The sequence below is a fragment of the Cupriavidus sp. WS genome (assembly GCF_000395345.1).
GTDB classification, from domain to species: Bacteria; Pseudomonadota; Gammaproteobacteria; order Burkholderiales; family Burkholderiaceae; genus Cupriavidus; species Cupriavidus basilensis_B.
Genome location: NZ_AQPL01000068.1, coordinates 1 through 6,830, shown reverse-complemented (window position 1 = coordinate 6,830; position 6,830 = coordinate 1). Strand labels below are relative to the sequence as shown.

General features: G+C 69.2%; 6 protein-coding genes and 1 pseudogene. 6 read left to right on the top strand and 1 reads right to left on the bottom strand.

Annotated elements, in window-relative coordinates; translation table 11 throughout:
• The 5 genes and pseudogenes from K206_RS0106695 to K206_RS0106675 all read left to right on the top strand — a co-directional run.
• Positions 1-379: pseudogene (locus tag K206_RS0106695) on the top strand (7-carboxy-7-deazaguanine synthase); the annotation flags it as partial.
• Between the two features lie 76 nt (positions 380-455).
• Positions 456-932: a 6-carboxytetrahydropterin synthase QueD gene (gene queD / locus K206_RS0106690; RefSeq protein ID WP_020201641.1), complete on the top strand. Its 477-nt coding sequence runs from the start codon at positions 456-458 to the stop codon at positions 930-932.
• A gap of 54 nt (positions 933-986) precedes the next feature.
• The gene (gene tadA / locus K206_RS37675; RefSeq protein WP_020201640.1) at positions 987-1,667 is read left to right on the top strand and encodes a tRNA adenosine(34) deaminase TadA; all 681 of its coding nucleotides are present in this window, start codon (positions 987-989) and stop codon (positions 1,665-1,667) included.
• The gene (gene ldcA, locus K206_RS0106680; RefSeq protein ID WP_231401570.1) at positions 1,664-2,659 is read left to right on the top strand and encodes a muramoyltetrapeptide carboxypeptidase; all 996 of its coding nucleotides are present in this window, start codon (positions 1,664-1,666) and stop codon (positions 2,657-2,659) included. The genes tadA and ldcA overlap by 4 nt, the downstream gene beginning before the upstream one ends.
• A gap of 228 nt (positions 2,660-2,887) precedes the next feature.
• Positions 2,888-4,510, top strand: a complete 1,623-nt coding sequence (locus K206_RS0106675; protein WP_029043307.1) for an ABC-F family ATPase — start codon at positions 2,888-2,890, stop codon at positions 4,508-4,510.
• Positions 4,511-4,574: 64 nt separating this feature from the next.
• Here the strand turns inward: K206_RS0106675 and K206_RS0106670 are convergent, their stop codons facing one another.
• Entirely contained in the window at positions 4,575-5,138 is a 564-nt protein-coding gene (locus tag K206_RS0106670) for a hypothetical protein (RefSeq protein WP_020201637.1), read from the bottom strand.
• A gap of 202 nt (positions 5,139-5,340) precedes the next feature.
• Between K206_RS0106670 and K206_RS0106665 the strand changes: the two genes are divergently transcribed.
• Positions 5,341-6,774 (top strand): aldehyde dehydrogenase family protein, encoded by a 1,434-nt coding sequence (locus tag K206_RS0106665; RefSeq protein WP_020201636.1) that lies wholly within the window; start codon positions 5,341-5,343, stop codon positions 6,772-6,774.
• Positions 6,775-6,830: the final 56 nt, after the last annotated feature.

The window sequence follows — 6,830 nt, the reverse complement described above, 5'->3', positions numbered from 1 at the left end:
GCTGGTGGTCTGCACCGGCGGGGAGCCGCTGCTGCAGCTCGACGCGCCGCTGATCGGCGCGCTGCACGCGCGCGGCTTCGAGATCGCCATCGAGACCAACGGCACGCTGCCGGTGCCGGACGGCGTGGACTGGGTCTGCGTCAGCCCCAAGATGGGCGCCGAGCTGGTGGTCACGCGCGGCGACGAGCTCAAGGTGGTGATCCCGCAGGACGGCCAGGATTTCGCCGCATACGAGCGGCTCGATTTCCGCCATTTCCTGGTGCAGGCGATGGACGGCCCGCTGGCGCGGCAGAATACCGCGCTGGCGGTGGCGTTCTGCCAGCGCCGCCCGCGCTGGCGCCTGTCGCTGCAGACCCACAAGCTGCTAGGTATCCGGTGATCCCGGCCAATCGTCCAGACCCTCGTCCCGAACGTTTCGTCCGCCCCGATCACCGCACCTGCACATACCGGCATCCATGAACAAGCAAGTCTCCATCACCCGCCGGCTGGAATTCGATTCCGGCCACCGCATTCCCAACCACGGCGGCCAGTGCCGCAACATCCACGGCCACCGCTATCGCCTGGACCTCACGCTGTCGGGCGAAGTGCTGCGCAGCGCGGGCGCCTCGGACGAAGGCATGATCCTGGACTTCGGTGACATCAAGGCGCTGGCCAACGCGCACCTGGTCGACAAGTGGGACCACGCCTTCCTGATCCATCGCGGCGATACCGCGCTGCTGAATTTCCTGCAGTCGATGGAAGGGCACAAGACGGTGGTGCTGGAAGCCGTTCCCACCGTGGAAAACCTGGCGCAGATCGCCTTCGACATCCTCGCGCCGGTGTTCAAGGACTGCTTCGGCCACCAGTTGCAGCTCACGCGCCTGGTGCTGTTCGAGACGCCGAACTGCTGGGCCGAGGTCAGCGCCGCGTTCAGCCTGCCCGCGCAGGACTGAGGCGCCGCGCCGCGCATGCCAGACCCGAAAGATCCGACCGACCCGACCGATCCGATGAACGCGCCGCTACCGCCCGCAGCCGGGCAGCCCGACCAAGCCGCCGATCCCGCCGCCGAGCGCGACCGCCGCTACATGCGGGCCGCGCTGGCCGAGGCGCGCCTGGCCGAGGCCGCCGGCGAGGTGCCGGTGGGCGCGGTGGTGGTGTGGAACGACGCCATCATCGCGCGCGGCCACAACCTGCCGATCCGCTCGGTCGATCCTTCGGCGCACGCCGAGATGCAGGCGCTGCGCGCCGCCGCGCAGGTGGTCGGCAACTACCGCATGCCGGAGTGCGAGCTGTACGTGACGCTGGAGCCGTGCGTGATGTGCAGCGGCGCGATTCTCCACGCGCGCATCCGCCACGTGGTGTTCGGCGCGGCCGACCCCAAGACCGGCGCGGCCGGCAGCGTGCTCGACCTGTTCGGGCAGGCGCAGCTGAACCACCAGACCACCATCGCCGGCGGCGTGCTGGCCGACGAATGCGGCGGCATGCTCAAGGCGTTCTTCGGGGCGAGGCGGCGCGCGCAGAAGGATGCGCAGCAGTCTGCCCGATCCACCGGACAACCGGCGCCACAACCGGAGCCACAGCCGGCGGCACAGGCGCCCGATGCCGCGCCCACGGCCTGCGCGCGCTGTGGTACAACCACCGGCGACAACCCAAGCCACCCCGACCCCAGCCCGGATCCAGACGCATGAGCCAGTCGATGCCGAACCCAGCGCAACCAGCCAACTCCGCCACGCCGCCGACCGAGGTCCGCCTGATCGCCTCGTCGGGGTATCCGCACGACGTCGCCATCGCCGCGCGCGGCTGCGCCTGGCTCCGGCAGCATGGCTTCCATGTCGGCAACCCGGACGTGCTGGCGCGCCGCTACCTGCGCTTCGGCGGCACCGACGACGAGCGCCTCGCGGACCTGCACGCCATCGGCACCGGCGCGCCGCGCGAGCTGACGCTGGCCGTGCGCGGCGGCTACGGCATCGCGCGGCTGCTGGAGCGCGTGGACTTCGCCCGCATCGCCGAGCAGGCGCGCGCCGCCGGCACGCCCATCGTCGGCCACAGCGACTTCACCGCGTTCCAGCTGGCCTACCTGGCGGCCACCGGCGGCGTGACCTTCGCCGGGCCGATGCTGCTGGCGGACTTCGGCACCGAGGTGGTCGACCCCTTCATGTGGGAGCACTTCGCCGGCGTGATGCACGATGCGGCCTACACCATCGGCGTGGACGCGCCGCAGGCCGGCGGCCAGCCGTTCAGCGGCACCGTGTCCGGCACGCTGTGGGGCGGCAACATGGCCATGCTGTGCAGCCTGCTGGGCACGCGCTTCATGCCGGCCATCGAGGGCGGCATCCTGTTCCTGGAGGACGTCAACGAGCCGCCGTACCGCGTCGAGCGCATGCTGCTGCAGCTCGACCAGGCCGGCGTGCTGGGCGCGCAGCGCGCCATCGTGCTGGGCGACTTCTCCAGCTACCGCGTGACCGACTACGACAACGGCTACGACCTGCCCGCGGTGGTGGCCTACCTGCGCGAGCGCCTGGCGGTGCCGGTGCTGACCGGCCTGCCGTTCGGCCACTGCCCGCGCAAGCTGACGCTGCCGGTGGGCGGCCAGGCGCAGTTGAGCGCACGCGCGGACGGCTTCTCGCTGGCGCTGTCGGGTTATCCGGTGTTGAAAGCGGCCGCTTCCGCCCCTATCTGATGCCCATCGGCGGCTGATCGCTTCTTTCCCGGGCCCGCGGATGGTAAAATCGCGGGTTATTTCCCGGTCTCCGGCCGGGATTCTGTCGGGCTTCCCGGCCGCATGCCGGGACCGCGCACCGCGCCCTTCGCCGCGTGCGCGCGTTCCGCGGCATCGCCGCGCCGGTTCCGTGCCGTGCGCACCGGTGCCGCGCCGCCCGCGCCCCCTCATTCATACAAGGTTCCAGACGTGCTTTCTACCGCAAACATCACCATGCAGTTCGGCCCCAAGCCGTTGTTCGAGAATATCTCGGTCAAGTTCGGCGAGGGCAACCGCTACGGCTTGATCGGCGCGAACGGCTGCGGCAAGTCCACCTTCATGAAGATCCTCGGCGGCGACCTCGAGCCGTCCTCGGGCAACGTCATCCTCGAGCCGGGCGTGCGCCTGGGCAAGCTGCGCCAGGACCAGTTCGCCTATGAAGACATGCGCGTGCTGGACGTGGTCATGATGGGGCACACCGAGATGTGGGCCGCCGCCGCCGAGCGCGACGCCATCTACGCCAACCCGGACGCCACCGACGAGGACTACATGAAGGCCGCCGACCTGGAGGCCAAGTATGCCGAGTACGACGGCTACACCGCCGAGGCCCGCGCCGGCGAGCTGCTGCTGGGCGTGGGCATTCCCACCGACCAGCACCAGGGCACCATGAGCAGCGTCGCGCCGGGCTGGAAGCTGCGCGTGCTGCTGGCGCAGGCGCTGTTCTCGAACCCGGACGTGCTGCTGCTCGACGAGCCGACCAACAACCTCGACATCAACACCATCCGCTGGCTGGAGGACGTGCTCAACGAGCGCAACTCCACCATGATCATCATTTCCCACGATCGCCACTTCCTGAACTCCGTGTGCACCCACATGGCGGACATGGACTACGGCACGCTCAAGGTCTACCCGGGCAACTACGACGACTACATGGAAGCCTCCATGCAGGCGCGCGAGCGCCAGATGGCGGCCAACGCGCGCGCCAAGGAGCGCATCGGCGAACTGCAGGACTTCGTGCGCCGCTTCTCGGCCAACAAGTCCAAGGCGCGCCAGGCCACCTCGCGCCTCAAGCAGATCGACAAGATCAAGGTCGAGGACCTCAAGCCGTCGTCGCGCCAGAACCCGTTCATCCGCTTCGAGTTCGAGAAGAAGCTGCACAACCTCGCGGTGGAAGCGGACGGCGTCACCAAGACCTACGACCGCAGGATCATCGACAACCTGTCGATGGCGATCCAGGCCGGCGAGCGCGTGGCCATCATCGGCGAGAACGGCGCCGGCAAGACCACGCTGCTGCGCAGCCTGCTCAACCAGGCCGTGCAGAACGGCGTGCAGCGCGGCGTGGAAGTCGACCGCGGCGCGATCAAGTGGGCCGAGAACGCCAACGTCGGCTACATGCCGCAGGACACCTACGAGGAATTCCCGGACGACCGCGACCTGATGGACTGGATGAGCCAGTGGACCCAGGCCGGCGACGACGACCAGTCGCTGCGCGGCACGATGGGCCGCCTGCTGTTCTCGGCCGACGACATCAAGAAGTCGGTCAAGGTGCTGTCGGGCGGCGAGAAGGGCCGCATGATCTGGGGCAAGCTGATGCTGGGCCGCCACAACGTGCTGGCGCTCGACGAGCCGACCAACCACATGGACATGGAGTCGATCGAGTCGCTGCAGATCGCGCTGGACAAGTTCACCGGCACGCTGATCTTCGTCTCGCACGACCGCGTGTTCGTCAGCGGCCTGGCCACGCGCGTGATCGAGGTGCGCACCGACGGCACGCTGACCGACTACCTGGGCACGTATGACGAGTACCTGGAGTCGCAGGGTATCGCGGGCTGAGTTGCGTTGACCGGTTGATGGAAGAAGAGGGCCGCCGTGTGCGGCCCTTTTTTCTTTTGCCCGTTCAGATCTGCATCCGCCCCTCGCCGCCCACCATCCTGTCGAGCTGGTCGATGATGGCGGCCGCGGTGATCTCGCCCTTGGCCTTGTGCAGGGCCGCGTACAGCGGGCCGCGCAGCGCGGCGAGTTCGGCCGTGCCGGCGGCTTTCTCGACCTTGACCTGCAGCATGTAGCCGCGCAGGCCGAGATGATGGCCGATGACGTCCGTGTAGAAGTGATAGAGCTGCTGGTAGGTCGCGGGGCCGGCGTCGTCATTGCCGCCTACGCCGCGTGCGGCGTAGGCCGGGAACACGCTGCCGGCCGCTTCCGGCCCGGCGCGGCGCGCGGCGGCCGGGGCGGCGATATCCGGCGGCGCGGCGGCGCCCGCGTGGATCAGCCCGGCCTCCAGCAGCGCCTCGATGGCTTCCGGGCCTACGCCCATGCCGCTGGTCTGCGCCAGCAGTTCGCTGCGCCGGCGCTCGCCGTTGACGATCAGCAGCAGCGCGCGCGTCCTGTGGTCCAGCTTGCGCGCGCGCGTGCGGATTTCGTCCTGGCCCTGCTCGGTCTTGTGGAACACCGGGTCGGTCATGTCTGCTCCCTTGTTATGCGCCGGCAGCGGCGAGCGGCGCGCTGTTCCCGGATTCGGCTCATGCTCGGCCGATTATCGCCACGTTGTTCGGGTGGCTGGCGCACCGCAAAAAAACGAGGCGCCAAACCGCTCTACAATGTGGAGCACCATAAAAGTAACAAAAATTTTGCAATCGCCTGTTCAACAACTGAAAACTGTGGCCATGCAACAACGAGACAAGCTCTTCATCAACGGTAAGTGGGTCGTGCCCCACGGCACCGGCCAGATCGACGTCATCCACTCCACCACCGAAGCCGTCATGGGCCGCATCCCCGAAGGGCATGCGCGCGACGCCGAGGACGCCATCCAGGCCGCCCGCGCCGCCTTCGACGCCTGGTCGGCCACGCCGCCCGCGGTGCGCGCCGGTTATATCCGCAAGATCGCGGACGGGCTCAAGGAGCGCAGCGAGGAGCTGGCGCAACTGATCGCCGGCGAAGTCGGCATGCCGATCAAGCTGGCCCGCGCCATCCAGGTCGGCGGCCCGGTCTACAACTGGGCGCAGGCGGCCAAGCTGGTGGAGAACTTCACGTTCGAGGAAGAGGTCGGCAATTCGCTGGTGGTGCGCGAGCCGGTGGGCGTGGTGGGTGCCATCACGCCGTGGAACTACCCGCTCAACCAGATCACGCTGAAGGTGGCGCCGGCGCTGGCCGCCGGCTGCACCGTGGTGCTCAAGCCGTCCGAGGTGGCGCCGCTCAACGCCTTCGTGCTGGCCGAGGTGATCGAGGCCGCCGGCCTGCCGCCGGGCGTGTTCAACCTCGTGACCGGCTACGGCCCGGTGGTGGGCGAGGTGCTGGCCAGCCACCCGGAAGTGGACATGGTGTCGTTTACCGGCTCCACGCGCGCTGGCAAGCGCGTCTCCGAGCTGGGCGCGCAGAGCGTCAAGCGCGTGGCGCTGGAGCTCGGCGGCAAGTCCGCCTCGGTGATCCTCGACGACGCGGACCTGCCGGCCGCGGTCAAGGGCACCGTCAGTGCCTGTTTCCTCAACTCCGGGCAGACCTGCTCGGCCCATACCCGCATGCTGGTGCCGCGCGGTCGCTACGAGGAGGCCAAGGCCATCGCCAAGCAGGTGGCCGATGCCTTCACCGTGGGCGACCCGCTGCAGGAAACCACCCGCCTGGGCCCGCTGATCTCCGCCGCGCAGCGCGAGCGCGTGACCAGCTACATCCAGCGCGGCCTGAACGAGGGCGCCGAACTGGTGACGGGCGGGCCGGAAGCGCCCGCGGGGCTGGACAAGGGCTTCTTCGTCAAGCCGACCGTGCTCGGCAACGTCGACCCCCGGGCCACCGTGGCGCAGGAAGAGATCTTCGGCCCGGTGCTGTCGATCATCTGCTACGACACCGAGGAAGACGCCGTGCGCATCGCCAACGACAGCATCTACGGGCTGGGCGGCGGCGTGTGGTCGGGCGACGAAGCGCGCGCCATCCGCGTGGCGCGCCGCATCCGCACCGGCCAGGTCGACATCAACGGCGGGCCGTTCAACATGCAGGCGCCGTTCGGCGGCTACAAGCAGTCCGGCAACGGGCGCGAGGCCGGCAAGTACGGGCTCGAGGAATTCCTCGAGTACAAGGCGCTGCAGCTGAAGAAGCCGGCCGCCTGACGCGCGGCGGGCGTGGCGGCGGCGGGCGGGGTGGATCGTTCCGCGCGCCGCCGCCC

Excerpts from the sequence above, each read along its gene's own strand:
- queD (WP_020201641.1), top strand. The coding sequence starts at position 456 with ATGAACAAGCAAGTCTCCATCACCCGCCGGCTGGAATTCGATTCCGGC.
- tadA (WP_020201640.1), top strand. The coding sequence starts at position 987 with ATGAACGCGCCGCTACCGCCCGCAGCCGGGCAGCCCGACCAAGCCGCC.
- ldcA (WP_231401570.1), top strand. The coding sequence starts at position 1,664 with ATGAGCCAGTCGATGCCGAACCCAGCGCAACCAGCCAACTCCGCCACG.
- K206_RS0106670 (WP_020201637.1), bottom strand. The coding sequence starts at position 5,138 with ATGACCGACCCGGTGTTCCACAAGACCGAGCAGGGCCAGGACGAAATC.
- K206_RS0106665 (WP_020201636.1), top strand. The coding sequence starts at position 5,341 with ATGCAACAACGAGACAAGCTCTTCATCAACGGTAAGTGGGTCGTGCCC.